Raw genomic sequence first — 18,657 nt, forward strand, 5'->3', positions numbered from 1 at the left:
AGCTAACCTCAAAGTATAAAGCGCATATTTGAACGCAGACGTGGGAAAAGAGTGCGCAATAATTCCCAGTTATCCCCTTGAGCATATAGGTCAGGATAAATCCCTGCAAGCTGGTTCAAATCGCGATAGCCAAAGAACAGTTTTGGTAGAAGATCGGGCGGGATACTGATTTTTAACTCACCTGCGCTTGGAAGGGTATTTATCTGTATGATCTTGCCGGATTCAAATTTTAGGCAAATGCCGAATCTATAAAAACCAAGCTCAAGGTCGCGGGTTAATTCGGCAAAAGATGAAGCGGAAATTCGTTTCTCAAATTCACCTTTTAGCTCGGTAAAGCCTCGTAGTGGGTCAATCACTTTGATATACCAACCATAGTTGTTCTGAAGTAGCGGGCTAAGTTCTAGCATCCAACGCCCCTGTGTGGTTTCAGGGTCTTGGTCTAACTTCAAAGCATCCAAACCGGGCATTTCAAGAGCGCGCGCAATCAGTGCTGCGGCAGCTTCTTCGGTTCCGTAAAAGTTCCACATCCTCAATTTGGGGAGCTTACCGCTAAGCGAGGCTATACCAAGTACCTGACCATTCTTTAACGCAACCCAATCTTCAATTCCATTGCTTATTAGGTTATAGGTACGGGCGCGCCATCGCCAAGTCTCCTCACTTAACTCGTTATAAATATCAATCCCCCGGTTGCGTGCTTGCTGCAAACGAAAGATAGCCGGAGCATCAGCCTCAACCAGCGAGCGTACCTCAATTCCGTCTTGTACCGGAATTTTACCCAAATGCGTTTCGACTTTTAGATTTCCAATACAATGCATATCCACAGCATATTCATAACCAAAAAGTCGGTAAAAATAGCCAATCCCACCGATTATACCAAAGGCATACCCTCGCGCCTGCATCCAGCTTTCGATTACTGAAAACATAGCACGTATAAGCCCACGGTTTCGGTAATCTGGATGGGTACTTACAAATTCGGGCATCCCTACCTTTAAAACCGTGTCGCCAAAGTGTCTTTGTGTTTCCATCAAACATAGAGCAGAAACAATAGTATTCTGCAAATCGTTGACAACCAGAAAATCACTTATCGAAAAATTGGGATAGGGTAAAGCCAGCAAATATTTGATTTCTTCATACGAATCTTTGCCTAACACGTTACGTTGCAAATCAAGCAAGTTTTCGAGGTCTGCCGGATTCGCCCGACGCAAAACCAAATCTCCGGGCAAACTAAGCGATAATTCGCTCTCCTGTAAAGTATCCATTAAAAAATTAGTCCTTTTATAGCTTTCAAATTTAATCAATTCTGAGAATTATACTATAATCAGCTAATAAAGCAAGATTGCCGAGTATTACGGCATAATTGATTTATGTTATAATTATTGCAATCTGCGAAAATCCCGATAATTGCTTTTGAAGGAGATTTTACCTACTATGACCGCTGCCCTTGAGCCTCTAATCTACGAAATCAGCACACCCGGACGCAAAGCCTATTCGCTGCCCGAACTGGATGTACCCACCACCACTTTACCAGATAATTCATTTCTGCGTGATCCAGATAAAATCGGTTTGCCCGAAGTAGCCGAACTAGATATGGTGCGTCATTTTACCCATCTATCCCGCTTTAATTATTCCATAGATGGGGGCTTCTATCCTTTGGGTAGCTGTACCATGAAGTACAACCCCAAATTAAACGAGGATATAGCGCGTTTGCCCGGATTTTTTGATGTTCACCCCCTACAGAGCGAAGATACGGTACAGGGCGCACTTCAGGTACAATACGATTTGCAGAAAGCGCTGGCTGAGGTTTCTGGGTTTGATGCGGTTTCCCTGCAACCTGCCGCAGGGGCGCAAGGCGAGTTGGTTGGAGTGCTTTGTATCCGCGCTTACCATCTGGCACGTGGCGATAAAGCCCGTACCAAGATTCTGGTTCCAGATGCAGCACACGGTACTAACCCCGCAACCGCTGCCATATGCGGGTATCAGGTTATAACTATTAAATCGGATAGTCGGGGAAATGTAGATTTAGCGCATTTACGGCAAATGGTCGGTCCTGATACAGCCGGGTTAATGCTCACCAATCCAAACACACTAGGGCTATTTGACGAAAATTTGCTGGAAGTCTGCGAAATAGTGCACCAAGCAGGCGGTTTGATGTATGGAGATGGCGCAAACTTCAATGCAATAATGGGCATTGCCAGACCGGGTGACATCGGTTTTGATGTTATGCACATTAACCTTCACAAAACCTTTAGCACTCCCCATGGTGGTGGTGGTCCCGGTAGCGGACCTGTTTGTGTGAAAACCCATCTTGCCGCTTACTTGCCCGGTCCGGTCGTGGAAAAAGAACTTGGCGAAAATGGTGATGCTCGCTATTATTTCAAGCATCTGCCTGAATCTATCGGTAAAGTTCGCTCTTTCTGGGGTAACTTCGGGATGCACGTGCGCGCCCTTACCTATATACGGGTACATGGAGCAATTGGACTGCGCCAAGTCAGCGAAAACGCAGTGCTGAATGCCAACTACTTGATGCACAAACTAAAAGGAGCGTATGATTTACCGTATGATCGCACCTGCATGCATGAATTTGTGTTGAGTGGGCGACGACAGAAGGCAAAAGGCGTTAAAACGCTGGATATAGCAAAGCGCCTGTTGGACTATGGCTATCATGCACCTACCATCTACTTCCCGCTAATTGTGGAAGAATCTATAATGATTGAGCCAACCGAAACCGAGAGCAAAACCACCCTCGATCAGTTTGCCGTCGATATGCTTAAAATCGCGCAGGAAGTGGATGACAGCCCGGATTTGGTTAAGAATGCCCCCTATAATACGCCGGTGCTGCGCTTGGATGAAACTACCGCCGCCCGCAAACCGGTAGTGCGCTTCCGCTGCTTCGGCTAGAATAAGTCCGCGTGGTGGAGGGCGCGCCTTCACCACCACCCTTTGTAGTCTTGCCTACTTCAAGCCATCTATACGGGGCTTATAATTGCACTCAAGTCGAGTGTAACGATTATCGGCTGGTTTTGGTTATGCTCTTTAATTGTGCAAAGAGAGGTAATTCATGCGGTTGGGGCTGGTTCAAAAAGGAAACTATAAAACCCTCGAATTCGCCGATTTATCCGGCTATATGTTGGAAGTGAACGGCTACGTTTACAATTTTACCAATATAATCAATACCACCCGTCGCCGTGTAAAAGAATTATGGCAATTTGACTGCCCTGCCGACCTGATTCAAAACCGCTTGCATTTTGGCGAAGAACAGTTTATGAACCGCTATATGCGTGGCGAACATTACGGCGCTTTCAACCGTAGCGTCGGGGCTTATGTTGGTCTGGGACTCTTGCCGGAAGAGGAAACCTATAACCTAGTAATCCATGAAATAGCCCACGAAATGCACTACCGGGATGGCAATTACAACCGCGCGGATGAAATATTGCGCGAGCTTATAGCGATAATGGCAGAATCTGAGTACGGAATTCGCCAATTCCCCTACGAACCACACTACACCAGCCAGCAATTATTAATACAATTGATGGAACTACCCGGATTTGGGAAGCTGTCTTTTCTGGAGCGGTGGAAAATCGTAGGCGGAGTGGTAGATATAACCGGAATTTCATATCTTATAAATCGCTATTTGGATGAACGCGATGGTGGGCAGTTGCGCGCATGGATAGCACGCTGTTGCCCCTCAGAAGAACATGCCCGCACTATCCTGAATGCGCTTGCCTCAACCACCGCGTATTATGCCCTCTTTAACCGCCAATTAGTTATGAAGCGGGTTCAGCTAATACAGGGTTGGAATGTGCTAAATGGGCAGGAAGTCGCCGCTATTAGCCGCGCCCTGATGACTCTCAAAAATCTCGATCGCAATAATCCCGGAGAATCTTTAAGTAACTTAATAAACCAAGCCTTTAATAACTTCTGATGTCGCAAGAAATATTGCAGGAACAAATTGAATATTACCGCAAACGTGCCGAGGAATATGACGAGTGGTTCTATCGAAAAGGGCGCTACGACCGTGGCGCTGAGTTAAATCAACTCTGGTTTGACGAAGCAAAACAGGTAAGACAAGAATTGCTGCAAAACCCGCCCGTTGAAACCGCCCTTGAGTTGGCTTGCGGAACAGGAATCTGGACGCAAGAGCTTGTAAAGGTAGCACGCAACATCACCGCGTTGGATGCTTCGCCCGAAGTGATAGAAATAAACAGAACGAAATTAAACAGCCCGGCAATTACCTATGAACAGGTTGATCTTTTCGAGTGGGAACCACAACGACAATACGAACTGGTATTTTTCTCGTTCTGGCTATCCCATGTCCCACCGGAATTGCTTTCCGCTTTCCTGAACAAAATTTACCGCGCTACCAAACCGGGTGGGCATTGCTTTCTGATAGATTCTCGCTTAGAGCCAACCTCAACTGCAAAGGACGCGCCTCTCCGTGAGGATGAAACCATTTACCGCACTCGTAAATTGAATGATGGCAGTTCTTTCAAAGTAGTCAAGATTTTTTACGAGCAAGCTGAACTCAGCGAGAGCTTAAGCGCCGTCGGATTTGTGCCTGACATCAAAGTAACTCCCCATTACTTTATTTATGGTAGTGCAACCAAACCCTCTTAGCGAGTATTCTTCGCTTGTTGCTAACCTTTCTTGTCAAACCCTGCCACTTGATATAAACTTAACCTTCAAAACTAAAAGAATTATAGCTGATTGGTGACAACGCTTGAGGATTTTGATTATCACCACAAACGGCATTACCAGAGAATTCGTAAGCTGGCCCGAACGGGTCTATGCGCGCGCGTTGGTAAAAGCCGGATATGAAGTTAGCGCCTATGTCTATCTAGGAAATCAGAGTTGGAATAAAGAGAAACGTGAAGTAATAGACGGAGTTGAAGTTAAACGCCTTCGACATCGCCAGTGGCTTTCATTTGATCTGATCAAGTGCCTGCTACGTGACCAGCGTCCAGATGTAGTGCATCTTTATCATCACAGTAATCAGTTCAACTATCTAGCTACCCTCATTTGCCGCATGCGCCGTATTCCGGTAGTGCTAAGTCCTTTGGGTATGCTCCACGACCCTTATTTAGTGGACGACCGCGATAGACCGCTGGAAACTCCTCCGAAATACGATGAGATAATTACAACCCTACCCCAGCTATTCAAGTCGTTGCTGCATCGTTTTAAGCCAAAGCGCGCCATTAAAAATTACCTGTGGCATGCGCCTATCCTTCAAGCGAAAAAAGTAGTGGCGCTATCCGAGCATGAGCGAGAGGTACTGATAAAACTGGGTGTCAAACGCGAGCGCACCGAAGTTATTCCAATTGCGCAAGATCAGGATTGGCTGGAAGGAATTGAGCCTGCTCCCAAATCGCATGATGAACTGCGAATATTCTATTTGGGACAGCTAAAATACCGCAAAGGCTTCGACTTGCTGGCAAAAGCCATTCCAGCAATTATTCAGCAATACCCACAGGCACGTTTCATCTTTGCCGGGCATAGTCCCATCCATCGAGACGACCTTCTGAGTATTGTGGATGAAACGGGTATGCGTGGTTACATCCAATTGCCCACTCACTTAAGCGAAGAAGAAAAAGCTGCCCTGTTCCTTAGCAGCGATTTATATGTACTGCCTACCCGTTATGAGGGATTCGGGATTCCCTTGCTTGAGTCTATGAGCGCAGGTTGTCCGGTAATCAGCACCCGTATTCCGGTAATTGATGAGATTGTAACTCATGGGGTAAACGGGCTATTATTCGATTATGACAACGCTGCCAGTCTTGCCAGTACGATTAATCATGCTCTGGAAAATCCTTTTCTGCGTCATAAATTGTCCGAGAATGGCAAGGAAGCGGTGAAGAAATATTTCACTCCTCAGATTATGAAGCAATTCGAAAAACTTTATAGTGAGGTTTGTACTAAACCCTACAAAAATGCCACAGCTTCAGGTGCAGAAGACCCTAGATGAGAATTTTATACGCCATAATGTCATACGGACCGCAGGTTATCGCCAGCGAAGTACACAGCGAAATTATCAGCCATTATCGCCAGAATGGACATAAAGTAGATGTAATTAGCCTTGCGGATTACAGTGGCAGCGGGGAAGTAGGCGCTAAAGCCTTCGCCAACGAAGCGGGCGAGGTAAAGATACATGCAATCAGGTTTAAGCGAAACCTGTTACGACGGGGTTTGCGCTGGCTTTGTGGTAGAACTATCCGATATGCCTTCTTTCTGGAACTGCTTTGGGGATATGTAATCTTTCTGTGGAAGCATCGCCGAGATTATGATTTTATCCATGTCGAAGCGGCTTTCCCATTAGGCGCAGTGGTAGCTATTAGCTCATTATTAATCAAATTGCCCTTTGTGGTGCATTTGCAGGGTGCAGATGTTACACGACTGCCCGAATACGATTACGGTTACGCCCGTTATTTTATGCCGCGTATGCTGGCGCGATTTGCCTTTCGGCGGGCATTGGGTATTCGCGCTATTTCCGAGGTAAACGAAGCCTACGGCTTGCAACTGGGCGCAAACCCTGACAAGATGACCGTTATCTTGCTCAATATCAGCGACAATGTATATCCGTCCGCTGGCTTAGATTTGGCAGAAAACAAAAAACGTTACCAGCAAGAACTTCGCGAACGTTATGGTTTAAATCCGGGACCAATCCTGATCTCGTTTGGTCGTTTGCACCCGGTAAAAGGCATTGACTGGCTGATTAAAGCCATGCCCGAAATTCGGCGACGCTATGGTGATATAAACCTGTTGGTGTGCGGTCCTAGTCGTATTACGCCACGCTTTGGGGATTATCGCCGCTATCTAGAAGATTTAGCGAATAAAGTGGGGGCAAAGGAAGATGTGGTTTTCACCGGGAAAATCGACTTCAGCCGCTCGCAGGATTATCTGGCAGGAGCCGATTTGGTAATTGTGCCTTCTTTACGGGAAGCTCTCAACAAAGTGGTGATGGAAGCGGCGGCAGTTGGAACTCCTTCGGTAGTCACACGCACCAGCGGGGTGGCTTTGTATGCTTCTAAAGCAGGGGCAGCAATCAGCGTTGACCCCTTTAGCGCGGAGGCATTGGCGGAAGGCATTCTCGAAGCCTTGCCAAAGCTCAACGAAATGGGCAAGCAAGGTCCGGCTTTCGCGGTGCAATATAACTCAACCCGCACCGGAGAACGTTTGTTGGAGTTTTATAAGGGACTCCTTGACCCGTCCAAAAAGAAAAAAACTAACTTCAGGCTTTGCTATGTAGCTTATCCCTCCAGCCTGACCTTGAAATCGGCAAACGCCATCCAGACTTATACCACTTGCCGCGAACTCAAGCACCTGAATCAAAGTACCGAAGTGTTGATACCACGCCTGTTATCACGCCCTAGCCGCTTTGCCGACCTTGAAGTTAGAGCGAGGCACTTGCCACGATTACCTCTGAATTATTTCAGCAATTTCCCGCTTATAAAGAAATTTCCTTGGAGCTACGCCGAGCGGGCTTTCTTTGCGCTACTGGTGGGTTTCTGGCTAGTAATCAAACGGGTTTCAGGGCGGGGCTACAAGGTTATCTATTCGCGGGATGTTATCGTTACTTATTTCCTTTTACGTTATTGGCGAAAACTAATCGGCGCAAAAATAATCTACGAAGCGCACGACCTAGAACAGCGCAACCCTAGCCGCGCTAAAAGCCTTAAAGGCTGGCTAGAAAAAGTAGATCACACTGTAATGGGCAAAGCCGATGGGGTAGTTTCACTGACACAAGCTTTTGTAGAGTATGCCACTGCACAGGGCTACCGGGCTAAAAACAAAGGCTTTACGGTTATCCCCGATGCTTTCGATGACAGCGTTTATCGCACACAATCGCAGCAGGAAAGTCGCAAAAAGCTGGATATACCGCTCGATGCCTTTATCGTTGCCTATAGCGGTCTTACTTTCGCTTACCGCAGTTTGGATAAATTGCTGGAAGCCTTCAGTATCTTTGTTAAGCAAGAAAGCGCCAATGCCTACCTTTACCTAGTAGGGGGTCGCCCTTTCGAGCAAGAAGAAATGAAAGCGATAGCGATAAAACTGGGAATATCAGAGCGAGTAAAATGTGTGGGGCAAATCGCGCCGGATAGGGTAAATCTGTATCTGAATGCTGCATCGTTGCTGGCAATTCCCGACACCGTAACCGATATTACCGCATCGCCGCTCAAAATGTTCGAATATGCGGCAGTAGGGCGACCTGTAATGCTACCTGAGCTACCCGCTTTGCAGGAAATTCTGGGGCAAAACGAGGCGTTTTATTTCAAGCGGGGCGAGGTGACCGCTATGAAAGAAGCATTATGCCGGGCTTATTGTAATCTGGCAGACGCAAACAAGTTGGGAGAAAAGGGCAGGTTGAAGGTGCTGACGCATACCTATGCCAACCGCGCCCGCGCTATATTGGATTTTGCAGCAGAAATTCAGGGTTGATGTTGGAAACGCGATATAACGAAGAGTATTTTTCAGGGCAAATCAGCAAGTCAGAGGAAAAAGCCGAAGTCCAATATGGGCGTTTGCTACATTACGCCGGAATCGGCGCAAGTACGCATCCTCGTTTTCTGGATGCTGGATGTGGCGCAGGTCCGGCGTTGGGTTATCTACAGCGTTTGGGCTTTAGCGTAACCGGTAGCGATTTGGTGCTATATCCGCTGTTGGAAGCTCGTAAGCGCGCCCCGCAAGCTAAGTTGGTGGCAGCAAATCTTGAGAATGGTTTGCCTTTCGCCCCCAATTCTTTCAATGTTGTGCTTGCCAGCGAGGTAGTTGAACATCTACACAATCCCGCCAAATTAGTAGAAGATTGTTATCGTGCGTTAATGCCGGGTGGTTGCCTGATTGTCACCACCCCAAGCCTTTGGGATATGCGCCGATTTTGGGCTAAAGCGCGTGGGAAAGTTTGGATTGGATACCAAGATTCCACTCACATTAATCTGATGACCCCACCCCAAGTAGTGCGCCTCTTCAAAGAAGCCGGATTCGGCAAGGTGAAGTGGCGTAGCGGCATGAAACCGATGTGGTCACGTAGTATCCGCAAGTTGGGCTGGTCGCTCAATATACCCTACCCGCCCATTGTAGGTGGGGGCATTGCAGCGGTGGCATATAAAGGAAACCAGTAACACTGATGAACGATGCCGAAATTAAGCCACAGCCTGCCGCTTCCAAAAGCGTCTCAAGGATAAGAAAGCTCTATAACCGGGCGGACAAAGGGATATTGGCTTTATGCCTCGTCTTTATACTCACCATTCCCTTGTTTACTGCCCGCATCTACGCCAGCGATGAAATCCAGTATTTCTCATACTTGCATTCTATAGTCTTCGATTTCAATCTGGATTTTACCAATGAATACGAATATTTCATCAGCATAAATCCCCCCAAATATGAGAGCTTCAAGAAAGACCTGCTGGACAAGAAAAACGAGAATAACCTGCCGATAAATGTTGCCCCAATCGGTTCAGCTTTACTGTGGTCACCCTTTTACCTTACAGCACATGGGATTAGCTCGTTGGGAAACGCTGTCGGCATCAAAGCCTTTAACCCTAACGGGTATTCACCTTTCTATATTTTCTCTGTAACTTTCGCCTCGCTGCTGTATGGTTTTGCCGGAATCATAATGTGTTATCTACTGGCTCGCGAGTTTTTATCGCGCTTTTGGGCAGCCTTCGGTTGTATTGTCATTTGGCTCGCTTCGCCCTTGATTTTTTACATGTCAATAACCCCGCCGATGTCGCATGCCAATTCCCTCTTTGCAATCTCACTTTGGGTTTTTGTATGGTATCGGACACGGGGCTGGAAAATAGAAGAAGCCGGACGGTTTGTACCGGGAAAGCGCAGTTTAAAAGCATGGTTCGCGCTGGGCGTGCTTGGCGCACTAATGACAATGGTGCGTGAGCAAGACGGTACGGTTATGGTAATAGTGGCGATTGAGGCGCTATTCAGTTATCGTTTCTGGTTACGAGAACGTAACTGGAGCGAAATACGCCGCTTTTTCGGCAGCAATCTGCTATTGGTAGTCGGACTAATAATTGGTTTTATCCCTCAAATAATTACTTACCAATTCCTCAATGGGCATCCTAGCCCTAGCACTATAGTAGGCAACAAACTTCGATTTCTGAACCCTCAATTGCTGGGCTTGATGATTGACCCTGATCATGGGATGTTTCTATGGGCGCCGGTGCTGATTCCCGCTATAGTAGGCATAATAATGATGTGGTTCAACCGCAAGTTGCGCTTCATTGGTATAGTGCTGTTTGCCGCCTATTTTGCCGAACTCTATATTTCTGCTTCCTTCCTGACTTGGACGATGGCAGGCTCTTACGGAGCACGCCGAATGGTAGGAGTAAGCCTAGTATATATCGTAGGAATAGGCTATCTGGGTTGGTGGTTGGCTGAACATCGCCGCTGGATGTCTCGTTGGGTAGTAATCGGGTTAGGTGTTCTCTTTGTAATCTGGAATTTTGGGGTAATAGTGCAGTTCAGCGCAATACGAAACGAGCAATCTCGCCAAAATCTAGACCCGGCAAGGGTTGTACGTGACCAATTTACGGTAGTCCCCGGTAAGATAATAGATACAGCCACTAAGTTTTTCACCAAACGAGAAGATTTCTTCAAAAAGTAACCTCCACTATTTAATAAAAAATCCTCCCTGCACTAGTTGCAGAGAGGATATAAGAATCAGCTAATTGCTAGGTTCTAATTATTTCTTCTTAGCGCGACGTTTTTCCCCGCGTTTGGAAAGGCCGCGTGGCTTTTCACTACCATCGGCAGCTTTATCCTCGCCTTCCGAGGAATTGCTGCTACCAGCATCTGCGCTCGCATTCGAAGTAGCTACAACTGGGGTTGCTACCTTCTTGGGCTTATTCTTCAACTGCAAAGCTTCCCATTCAGCACGTACCTTGGGGAATTTTCGCGACATATAAATAGCCCCGCGAACTATCAGGAAAAGGAAGTAAATCGCAATCGCATACAAGAACACACGCGCGTTGAAGGGCTGTAATACCGCAATACGGCACAAGAAAAATACAAAGGCGAGGCTAGTTATTATCGCCAGATTTTTGCTTGCCTGCGATACAACGGTAAAAACCAGGCGGTTTTTACTAAAAAATTGGTAACGACCATAGAAATAAAAGAAGTTAGCTACAATTGTACCCAGCAAAGCAATAAAGAAGTAAATGGTACCCAGTGGTGGGTAATTATACCCCTTCCAATCGCTGGTAAAAGCAGAACTTGGGGTGGTAAAGAGGTAGCCTAAATCAAAAACGCTTTTTCCCTGTGGGAGAATAAAGAATTGGGAAGAACCTGCCCCAACCGAACTATCTGCCTCGGAAACAACCGTATAAGTAACCGTATAGCGGTCAGAGCCGAGTTCTTGCCGTGTGGGCAAATCCGCAAACATCTCAGTAGGGTTATCAGGGTTAACTTTAGGGTTGATTATTACATCTTTATCAACGCCATCTTCGCGTTTAATACTAAAAGTGCTGGTATCCGCCTTCAACTTCTCATTAAAAGTAAGCGTTACCCTTACCGGTAAATTATTATACTCAAGGTAAGTATTAGCTTCAGGCGAGGTCTTGATTAGTTTTGGTTCCGCCCTGGCAGCAGGCATCATAACAAAAACAAAAAAACATACTCCCAGCAGCGCCGCCACCAGAAGTATTAGCTTGGGTTGTTTCTTTACAGAATCTGCCAAAAGTCTAGTAGCCATTAATTTCTCCTGAAAAATTATCCACCGGATTATAGCAGCTTTCCCCTGCCCATGCAACCGGATTTTAAGCCTGCGGGTTCAAAGGGTAAAAAAAACCCGGTAGTTAGCCGGGGTTTCCATTAAATATTTTTAGAAACCATGCCTAATCCATAAAACGATTATTATACTCCGTATTTAAATGGTCAAGGGCTTGTTTTAGTTGCTTTTTGTCAATATAGCCAAAAGAAACCAAAATATCTCCCAATCTCTCCTTGTGACCATGCTCTCGGAGGTAGTTTTGATAGTGCAATGCTGCCTTAAGCTGGACTTCAGACAACCAATTTTTCTCTAAACAATATTGACCCAAACGCGGGATTGTGGAATTTGGATCCGGCTCATTGCGCCATTGGCGAACCAAGCGTGAACCGCTTAACAAGTTATCCAACTCATCACACCGCTTTTGAGCCATTTCGTAATAAGTTCGAGCAACCTCATGGTGTGGATTGTTCTGTAAAACAGCCAAAAGATAATTCCGAGCGTCAAATGGGTCGTTCGTTAGAGTAGCACACCACAATAAGGCTGTTTCATTAAATTCATCCAAAACAAGAGCTTGCTTGAAATAAGAAAAAGCTACCTGTTTATTGCCGTTTCGAGCCTCGTTGACTCCCGCTACTAATAATTCGCGAATTTTTGTAGAATTTGCCATAGCATGCATAACACCCTTTTCCCCCTCTATGTCACAATAAATTGCTATCTGGTTATACCTTTTAATTAAGTCATTATTAAATAAAGAGGGTTACTTAACGCTAAAAAATACATGAAATGACGATTAAGATGTATTAATCCGATTAATTAGTCTATACCGAAACTAGCCCATTTTTCGTCAATTAATTTAACCAGTTTATGAGGTAACTCAGAAGCAGATAAATACTGGTTTGGTTCAACTTCCCCCGGTAATTTGTTCGTACTATCGATACCAATTTTACTACCCATTCCGGGTAAACGCGAGAGTCTATCCGTTGTTGGCAAAAGCCCGTTTACTAGAATAAGGTCTCTAGAAAGATCAACACGGTTGCAAACACGCCACGCCACAGTCGCATAATCGTGCAAATTACAATCTGTATCAACAACAATAATGTATTTTAATTCGCGTAAGCGAGTCATCCCCCACAGTGCATACATAACCTTTTGCGCTTGCCCCGGATAACTTTTTTGGATCGAAACCAACGCTATACCGTTTCGAGCATTACCCGGCGCTAGGTTAAGATCTACGATTTCGGGTGCAACTACCTTTACAAAGGGCAATAACATTCTTTCAGTCACCCGAATCAGTTGGGCTTCTTCTTGCGGAGGTTGCCCCGATATTATATCTACCCACAAAGGATTACGCCGATGTGAAATAGCCGAAAGTTGAAAGCCTATCGCCCCTTTAAGCTGATGATAATAACCGCTTGAAAGCGCCACAGTCTCTGTCTGATTTGCTGAATGAGGTTCAAGAATCCCTTCCAGTACAAACTCTGCGCCTGAAGGTATATCTAATCCAACCTTTAAACCTTTAACAGTTTCGTAGCGAACGCGCCGCATAAAACCCGCCAATGCCAAGCCATCGACTTCAAGGGGTAAAGCCGCGTGCGCAACCGCCAATAACGAAGGGTCTTCTCCGATAATAATTGCCGCTTCGGTTGGTTTTGTAATCGCCAAATCGCCCGTAGGCTCAACCAGCAAGGCTTGCCGATTAGCTTGAATTAGCAACCCCGTAGATGCCATTTTTTGCTTGCCAGAGGTGGGGTCGATGTAAAGCAAACTAGCACGTCGGAGCGATACACCGGAGTCCGAGGCATTCCAGCGTAAAAACGGCAACTGGCTAAAGGAGGGGTTATGAACCTCGCTGACTTCTTGGCAAACAGCCGACTTGATTTGTCGGGGACTATATTTATCAAGCTCTGCACTTTCTCCAAAGAGAAACTGACGTATTCCCAAGCCCTGCGACAAACTGGGTTTAAATAACTCGACGACTCGCTCTGTTAGCTGACTTAACTTACCGACACTAAAAGCCCAAGTGAGGCGCTCAGCCGAACCGTAAGAGTTAAGCATTATCGGAAATTCACTTCCGCTGATTTTCTCAAATAAAAGTGCGGGACCACCTTCAGGCAAACGGCAAGCCCTTTGAGCGATTGCGGCAATCTCCAGTTCACCGCTAACCGATACACCTATCCTACGCAACAAACCGCGTTTTTCTAAAAAAGTTGCATATTCTTGGAAACCGTTGTACAAGCTATTCTCCTCGGTTAGGCTTAGTAGCAGCGGGTAAACCACCAGCCGGGTGTGCTTCCAATACGCTCCGCTCTATGGCTTCCACCAACACTTCGGTAGCAATTGCCCCCAGACAACTCAGCCCAAAGGGGTCAATAACCTTTTCACTTTCAGGAGCAATTGAGAGGGCAAACACGGCATCGCCATCGAACATAGTATGAGCAGGTCGTATAGCTCGGCTTATGGCATCCTGAGCCATCTGTGCCAGTTTACGGGCGGCTGCCTTGTTCAAAGGTGCATCTGTTGCAACAACCGCCAGCGTGGTATTGACACCCGCTTCAGGTTGCAGCGAAAAAGAGGTTTCTAGCCTGAGTTGCCGCATTGTATCCAACAATTCTCCACTGCTATGGTCGCACAAACCGCCAATCATTTTATTCTGGCTGTAAACATCACCGAAAGCGTTTGTAACTACCAACGCGCCTACAGTATAAACGCGCAATTCTGGTTGTTTTAGCCATACTTTGGAAGAAGCTGTGCCAACCCCGCTTTTCATCGAATGTGCTACACCCATTAATTTACCGACTGACGCCCCGGTTCCAACCCCATGATTCCCTTCCAGCACTTCAGTTCCTGCTAGGGTACAAGCAATATAACCCATTTGTTCATCGGGATAATGCTCGGCAGAGCCTAGCCCCTTGTCATAAATTACCGCTGCCGGGACTATCGGCACAATGCCATGCGAGGTTTTGAAACCGTAGCTATGCTCACTTAACCACGACATCACTCCAGAAACCGCCGCCAAGCCAAAAGCGCTACCCCCACACAAAGCGATAGCATGTACCGCTTGTACCAAATTTGAAGGGTCTAGCAATTCGGTCTCGCGAGTACCGGGTGCACTACCTCTTACATCCACACCACCCACCGCCCCCTGTGGGCATAAAATTATTGTACAACCCGTAAGCGCTACTAAATCCTGTGTCTGCCCTACTTTGATACCGGGCACATCAGTTATTGAACCCATTAATTGATTCTTTCCAATGTAATTATAAATCTATACTAGCCCTAGATTTGTAATAATTGCCAAAACTACCAGTACAGCAACAAGCAAAGATACTGAAACGATTATCACTGAAATCCCGAATATCTCAGTTAAAAAGAAAAATACCAAAGGTATCAACACCAGCATACCCACCAGCGCCAGACCAGTCCAGCGTTTGTGCCTACGCCACTTGCGCGCGTTTGGTGAAATGCTTTTCTGAAGATTCTGTTTGGCATGCCAGTAAAGTTTTACCCCTTTTTCACGCTCTTTTTCGCTTGGAGCGAGGTGCTTCAGAAATATTGAACGCGCTTGTTCGATTTGGTTTTTCTCAATCGTATACTGGGGGTTAAAGAAAATTTCTAGAGCTTCAACCGCTTCTTGCCAATTTCCTTGCTTTGCCATTTTCACGCCATACCAGTAACGCGCCGTATAATTAGCGATTATTTCTTTCATAGCGATATGCTGGTCTGCCTGACAAGCGGTGCAAAAATATTCCAGCACGTACAAAGGGCGTTGACAATTCAAACAGGGTTGGGTCAAGGCTTTGCCACAGAATCGACAAGCCAGAGACTCAACGCCATAAGCCCGATTAATAGTCTCACAATATGGACAATAAAGGTTCGGATAGGATAAGGGTTCGAGCAATTCCGTAAAAATTCGAGTGCCGTTTACCCCTTTACCCCACTCAAAGTCAGTTGGTTTACTTTCTCCAGGAGGGTATAAAGCGGAATTATTCGCAGTAGTTCTTCTTACCAACCGTAAAAGACTCTTGCAGGAGTTGCAACGCGCTATCTGAAGTTCCGCAAGGTATTGCTCAGCTTCAAGCATAGTGCCGCAGGAAGTGCATACCGGAACTGTTTTATCATTTTCACGGATAAGCTGGGTCATAAGCCTTAGCCCCTCCCACACAAAATTACCTGAGCTAGAGTAACTGCAGTAGTGAGCCGCGCAAGCTTTCTGCAAAGCTAAGTGGGTCGTCCTTTATAGGAGGGCGCAGCGGTAATTCCAGAAAGTGCTGGACATTTCCATCCGCAATTAATCTAGCTTCCCCTTTGCCCGGATATATTATACCCCCTGCAGCCACCGCAAAATCATTCATATATGCCAGCATCTTATATACGTCTTCAGGGCTAGCAAACGTTTCACCTTTGCGGGTTTCTTGTAAGGCATATTTCATATCCAGTAATACACGCTTACCTGTTTTAATAACTTCAAGCTGCAAATCGGGACGCGCCGTGCCACTTCTTTTTGCCGAGTACCAACCCCCTTGAATCCCCCGATTGTACAATAAGCGATATTCTGCATTGGCAAAATGATATCCTCCTTTATTGCCATCTTCCCAGTATTCCAACCCCAATGCCAGCGCCACCTCGCAAGCACACCACAATTCATAAACCTTGCTGGTAGGCTGCAAACCACAGCGCGCCAGTTCTGACTCATCTTCGGGGAGTCGCACGTAATTTGAACAATAACGTTGCCATAATTCTAGCAAAGCTAAATAAGCCGGATTCCGCGCATTGCGGCACATTTCCGCCAATAATGGCGCAAAATCATCCGAGGCTGGTTCAAAACCGGGCAAATAATGGGGTAGCATTCCAAGATAGGGATTATCAGGAAATAAGCGGTGGTGGTTAGCGCTTTCTATTAAAGCGGGTAAGACCCTTTTTAGCCCGATAGAGGCATACGTGCCCAATTCCACTAGCCTTGAAAGGTTTTGGATTTGCGTAGCAAGCTCAAAATGAAAATAAATCAGCAGCATGTTCGGTAAAGTGGCAAAGGATTTGGGGGCGTTCGACCACTCGTGGCGCAAACCCACCGATTCAGGGCGATTGAGCCATTGCTGCAAGGTTGCTCCCCAACGTACCGCTCCTTTTATCATCCCATAACCTGAATCGTGCCGTTCGGGAGTCATATAATCCAGTTTTTCCAACAAGAGCGGGCTAAGCGCTTGCAAACGTTCGCTGAAGTAGCGCAATTTCTCGGCGGTGTAATCTGCGCTGAAAAAATCAAAGGGAGGAGTATTTTGCTCGGCATATTCCAACCTAAATCCATTAGGAGCATCTAACCTTGCTAACAGTTGGGGCAATCTTTCAGTTTTTATGTAAAGTAACTCATCAACGCTGAGTTTTTCTGGTTGAACGGTTATTTTAAGGCGCGTTTCCGGTTCGGTGGAGAAAACACAAAATTCCAGTTCTCCGGCATAATCCTCCACGCCCCACTCGAAAGCGAAAGTCGCACCCGGCGCAAGCCTAATATTGTCACGCAAAACACGCCGAGCAAGTAGCACCGACAGGTTTTCTACAGGGGCAGCGCCGGAGTTATGAAGGCGCAATTCTAACCTTGCATATTCCGGGACAACCAGTGCAATCTTTTTTTGATAGTAAGCTTCTAGTAAAATTGTCATTAGCGGTTCTTTTCAGGCTATTAACAAAGCAGACCCTTCACGTTATGGCGCGAAAGGTCTGGAGTTCACTTGATGGTATAGCCGGACACTATATTCCAGCAAACAGTACCTAGCATTATCTTCTATTTATTGCGGGTGGGAGTTACTTCTATCGCATCTGGCTGCAAAAGGTCTTGGTGAGCAAAGTGTTTTTTCTCATCTTCAAGCAATTTACGCTCTCTTTCGGCTTCTTTCAGGGAAAGATGCTCTTTCAGCCAATAGTATAGACCTAGCAGAGTCACGGGGAAATAGAGCGCCGCGTGCAATAAAATTACGTAGCTGGCTGCCAGATTGGCAGGAATTAAGAAAATACCAACTAAAACCTGTTTCGCAGCAAAATCAAAAGGTCCAAAATAGCCGGGGGTGGAAGGAACTAGCGTAAACAGATTTGCCACTGCCAGCGTTAGAATTATAGCCGTAAAACTGAGGCTCAGTTCTGAGAAAGTCAGCGCCACAAACCAGTACATCGCCCCTTCACAAGCCCAAGCCAAGATTGACAGAGCAAAAACCGCCAGTAAATCGCGCCATTGCCGCAAAACCTGCAAACCATCGATAAAACGGTCGGCTAGACCTTCAAGTTTGGGGCGGATTTTGCCGGGCAGTAATTTCAAAACGAATCGCTCCACTGCCAGAAGCAAGCGGCGATTACTGGCTAAAAACAGAAACACCACGATGCCGAGCAGAAAAACTGCTCCAGCGACTCGTTCGATCCCGGCAATATCGCCAGTCAAGTTCACTGAGAACGAAGCAATCGCGATAAACAGCAACATGGTGATTCCATCCATGATACGCTCTACCACGATTGTCGCCAACGAGCGTGTTTTACTCAGATGCTCACGGCGATCCAGTATATAGGCGCGTACCACTTCGCCCATCCGCACCGGTAAGACGTTGTTAGCCATATAGCCAACCACTACCACCGGATATAAGCGACTGACCGGAATACTTTGCAGCGGTTTTAGCAGATAATGCCACCGGATTGCGCGTACGAACACGCCAAGAAAATACACTAAAAGAGCCGGTATAAGCCACCAATAATTGGCTTTGCCTAACGCATCGCCTATCTTATCTAATTCCTGTCCCCGAAAAGTGAGATACAAGAATCCTACGCCGACCAGTAGACCAAACCAGAACTTCAGCTTATCTTTTTGAAACAAACCCATCCTGAAACTCTACATCCTTTTTGCGCCAGTGCCGCAGTGATTTTTTATGACCGCTAAAACTATAAACACCACAAAGGGAGTT

General features: G+C 46.4%; 15 protein-coding genes. 7 read left to right on the forward strand and 8 right to left on the reverse strand.

The features are described 5' to 3' along the window. Positions 1-8: 8 nt before the first annotated feature. Positions 9-1,259: a GNAT family N-acetyltransferase gene (locus OZ401_RS10905; RefSeq protein ID WP_341468265.1), complete on the reverse strand. Its 1,251-nt coding sequence runs from the start codon at positions 1,257-1,259 to the stop codon at positions 9-11. Between the two features lie 169 nt (positions 1,260-1,428). Between OZ401_RS10905 and gcvPB the strand changes: the two genes are divergently transcribed. The 7 genes from gcvPB (at position 1,429) to OZ401_RS10940 (ending at position 10,612) form a co-directional block, all read left to right on the forward strand. Continuing rightward, complete coding sequence (gene gcvPB, locus OZ401_RS10910) at positions 1,429-2,898, forward strand: aminomethyl-transferring glycine dehydrogenase subunit GcvPB (protein ID WP_341468266.1); 1,470 nt, start codon at positions 1,429-1,431, stop codon at positions 2,896-2,898. 160 nt (positions 2,899-3,058) lie between these two features. Next, positions 3,059-3,922: a hypothetical protein gene (locus tag OZ401_RS10915; protein WP_341468267.1), complete on the forward strand. Its 864-nt coding sequence runs from the start codon at positions 3,059-3,061 to the stop codon at positions 3,920-3,922. Then, positions 3,922-4,614: a class I SAM-dependent methyltransferase gene (locus OZ401_RS10920; protein WP_341468268.1), complete on the forward strand. Its 693-nt coding sequence runs from the start codon at positions 3,922-3,924 to the stop codon at positions 4,612-4,614. Before OZ401_RS10915 ends, OZ401_RS10920 begins: the two co-directional genes overlap by 1 nt. 112 nt (positions 4,615-4,726) lie before the next feature. After that, positions 4,727-5,959 (forward strand): glycosyltransferase family 4 protein, encoded by a 1,233-nt coding sequence (locus OZ401_RS10925; protein WP_341468269.1) that lies wholly within the window; start codon positions 4,727-4,729, stop codon positions 5,957-5,959. Beyond that, positions 5,956-8,430, forward strand: coding sequence for a glycosyltransferase family 4 protein (locus tag OZ401_RS10930; protein WP_341468270.1), 2,475 nt, complete (start codon positions 5,956-5,958; stop codon positions 8,428-8,430). The genes OZ401_RS10925 and OZ401_RS10930 overlap by 4 nt, the downstream gene beginning before the upstream one ends. Then, a complete protein-coding gene (locus OZ401_RS10935) occupies positions 8,430-9,113 on the forward strand; it encodes a class I SAM-dependent methyltransferase (protein WP_341468271.1) in 684 nt (227 codons plus the stop codon). Before OZ401_RS10930 ends, OZ401_RS10935 begins: the two co-directional genes overlap by 1 nt. 5 nt (positions 9,114-9,118) lie before the next feature. Further along, positions 9,119-10,612, forward strand: a complete 1,494-nt coding sequence (locus tag OZ401_RS10940; RefSeq protein ID WP_341468272.1) for a glycosyltransferase family protein — start codon at positions 9,119-9,121, stop codon at positions 10,610-10,612. Positions 10,613-10,690: 78 nt separating this feature from the next. On the opposite strand, the gene OZ401_RS10945 is transcribed toward OZ401_RS10940, so the two are convergent. The 7 genes from OZ401_RS10945 to OZ401_RS10975 all read right to left on the reverse strand — a co-directional run bounded on the left by OZ401_RS10945 (position 10,691) and on the right by OZ401_RS10975 (position 18,575). Beyond that, positions 10,691-11,698 (reverse strand): copper resistance CopC family protein, encoded by a 1,008-nt coding sequence (locus OZ401_RS10945; RefSeq protein WP_341468273.1) that lies wholly within the window; start codon positions 11,696-11,698, stop codon positions 10,691-10,693. 142 nt (positions 11,699-11,840) lie between these two features. Next, the gene (locus tag OZ401_RS10950) at positions 11,841-12,383 is read right to left on the reverse strand and encodes a cyclic di-GMP-binding domain-containing protein, MshE-related (protein ID WP_341468274.1); all 543 of its coding nucleotides are present in this window, start codon (positions 12,381-12,383) and stop codon (positions 11,841-11,843) included. Positions 12,384-12,529: 146 nt separating this feature from the next. Continuing rightward, positions 12,530-13,993, reverse strand: a complete 1,464-nt coding sequence (locus OZ401_RS10955) for a UbiD family decarboxylase domain-containing protein (RefSeq protein WP_341468275.1) — start codon at positions 13,991-13,993, stop codon at positions 12,530-12,532. Beyond that, positions 13,953-14,951 carry a P1 family peptidase gene (locus tag OZ401_RS10960; protein WP_341468276.1) on the reverse strand — a complete coding sequence of 333 codons (999 nt, stop codon included), beginning with the start codon at positions 14,949-14,951 and terminating at the stop codon, positions 13,953-13,955. Before OZ401_RS10960 ends, OZ401_RS10955 begins: the two co-directional genes overlap by 41 nt. A 30-nt stretch (positions 14,952-14,981) precedes the next feature. Continuing rightward, entirely contained in the window at positions 14,982-15,857 is an 876-nt protein-coding gene (locus OZ401_RS10965) for a hypothetical protein (RefSeq protein ID WP_341468277.1), read from the reverse strand. A 34-nt stretch (positions 15,858-15,891) separates the two neighbouring features. Then, positions 15,892-17,373, reverse strand: coding sequence for a hypothetical protein (locus OZ401_RS10970; protein WP_341468278.1), 1,482 nt, complete (start codon positions 17,371-17,373; stop codon positions 15,892-15,894). Between the two features lie 122 nt (positions 17,374-17,495). Next, entirely contained in the window at positions 17,496-18,575 is a 1,080-nt protein-coding gene (locus OZ401_RS10975) for a lysylphosphatidylglycerol synthase transmembrane domain-containing protein (protein ID WP_341468279.1), read from the reverse strand. Positions 18,576-18,657 lie beyond the last annotated feature (82 nt).

This window comes from Candidatus Chlorohelix allophototropha (assembly GCF_030389965.1).
In the GTDB taxonomy this organism is placed as follows: Bacteria; Chloroflexota; Chloroflexia; order Chloroheliales; family Chloroheliaceae; genus Chlorohelix; species Chlorohelix allophototropha.

What these genes read in the sequence shown, in the direction of transcription:
- OZ401_RS10970 (WP_341468278.1), bottom strand. Translation starts at nt 17,373, where the DNA reads ATGACAATTTTACTAGAAGCTTACTATCAAAAAAAGATTGCACTGGTT.
- gcvPB (WP_341468266.1), top strand. Translation starts at nt 1,429, where the DNA reads ATGACCGCTGCCCTTGAGCCTCTAATCTACGAAATCAGCACACCCGGA.
- OZ401_RS10935 (WP_341468271.1), top strand. Translation starts at nt 8,430, where the DNA reads ATGTTGGAAACGCGATATAACGAAGAGTATTTTTCAGGGCAAATCAGC.
- OZ401_RS10965 (WP_341468277.1), bottom strand. Translation starts at nt 15,857, where the DNA reads ATGACCCAGCTTATCCGTGAAAATGATAAAACAGTTCCGGTATGCACT.
- OZ401_RS10945 (WP_341468273.1), bottom strand. Translation starts at nt 11,698, where the DNA reads ATGGCTACTAGACTTTTGGCAGATTCTGTAAAGAAACAACCCAAGCTA.
- OZ401_RS10920 (WP_341468268.1), top strand. Translation starts at nt 3,922, where the DNA reads ATGTCGCAAGAAATATTGCAGGAACAAATTGAATATTACCGCAAACGT.
- OZ401_RS10905 (WP_341468265.1), bottom strand. Translation starts at nt 1,259, where the DNA reads ATGGATACTTTACAGGAGAGCGAATTATCGCTTAGTTTGCCCGGAGAT.
- OZ401_RS10915 (WP_341468267.1), top strand. Translation starts at nt 3,059, where the DNA reads ATGCGGTTGGGGCTGGTTCAAAAAGGAAACTATAAAACCCTCGAATTC.
- OZ401_RS10975 (WP_341468279.1), bottom strand. Translation starts at nt 18,575, where the DNA reads ATGGGTTTGTTTCAAAAAGATAAGCTGAAGTTCTGGTTTGGTCTACTG.
- OZ401_RS10960 (WP_341468276.1), bottom strand. Translation starts at nt 14,951, where the DNA reads ATGGGTTCAATAACTGATGTGCCCGGTATCAAAGTAGGGCAGACACAG.
- OZ401_RS10950 (WP_341468274.1), bottom strand. Translation starts at nt 12,383, where the DNA reads ATGGCAAATTCTACAAAAATTCGCGAATTATTAGTAGCGGGAGTCAAC.
- OZ401_RS10940 (WP_341468272.1), top strand. Translation starts at nt 9,119, where the DNA reads ATGAACGATGCCGAAATTAAGCCACAGCCTGCCGCTTCCAAAAGCGTC.
- OZ401_RS10930 (WP_341468270.1), top strand. Translation starts at nt 5,956, where the DNA reads ATGAGAATTTTATACGCCATAATGTCATACGGACCGCAGGTTATCGCC.